Annotated in this window: 1 protein-coding gene; it reads right to left on the bottom strand. The window is 29.5% G+C overall.

From position 1 onward, the window contains the following. Window positions 1–123: 123 nt before the first annotated feature. The gene (locus LPH68_RS26520) at window positions 124–444 is read right to left on the bottom strand and encodes a hypothetical protein (RefSeq protein WP_008648115.1); all 321 of its coding nucleotides are present in this window, start codon (window positions 442–444) and stop codon (window positions 124–126) included. Between the last annotated feature and the right edge of the window lie 176 nt (window positions 445–620).

The raw sequence follows: 620 nt of genomic DNA, 5'->3' as shown, positions 1-620 counted from the left end.
AGCTATAATTATGTTTCTTTTATTAAAAAGAACGTATTATTAGAAAGTAACAAGACGACCAATCGCCACATATTAATTAAACATCAGATACCTAGTAATAGATATCTGATGTTTAAAACCTAGTTAATTTGGACAATCTCTATTCCTCATCGTAGTAACACCCGAATAACATCTGTCACTATTAATACTAAGACAACCGATATGGCTATTATAGGTTGTAACAAGACACCCATCCTCCCAATGAGTTTCTTCATCACTAGTCCAACTATAGTCAGGAGTTCTACTACCTGACACATCAGTTTCACCTCCAGCTAGTGCATCTATATTAGCCAAGCTAAACAATGATAACGTTGAAGATTGAGAACCTAAATCTATTTTGATATTCAATACCGCCACAGTTACTATGGCTAAAACACATATTCCACTAAACAAAAATTTCTTCATTATCTATTTTTTTTAAGATTAAAACCTAATATAAAAATCATTATTCATTTCTTTGTTTTTCACATAAATAACACCTCCTTACTTAATATATAGCTTTTATTTACTTTGATTATTTACCTTACCTTGTATTACAAGTTTAACATATCTTCTTTCTATATTACAATATATTGTAACAT

Source organism: Bacteroides sp. 1_1_30, assembly GCF_020982715.1.
Lineage (GTDB): Bacteria > Bacteroidota > Bacteroidia > Bacteroidales > Bacteroidaceae > Bacteroides > Bacteroides xylanisolvens.
The sequence above is the reverse complement of the archived record's forward strand: the minus strand, read 5'-3'. Positions and strand labels throughout refer to the sequence as shown.

Coding starts and splice junctions, on each gene's coding strand:
- LPH68_RS26520 (WP_008648115.1), bottom strand. CDS start 444: ATGAAGAAATTTTTGTTTAGTGGAATATGTGTTTTAGCCATAGTAACT.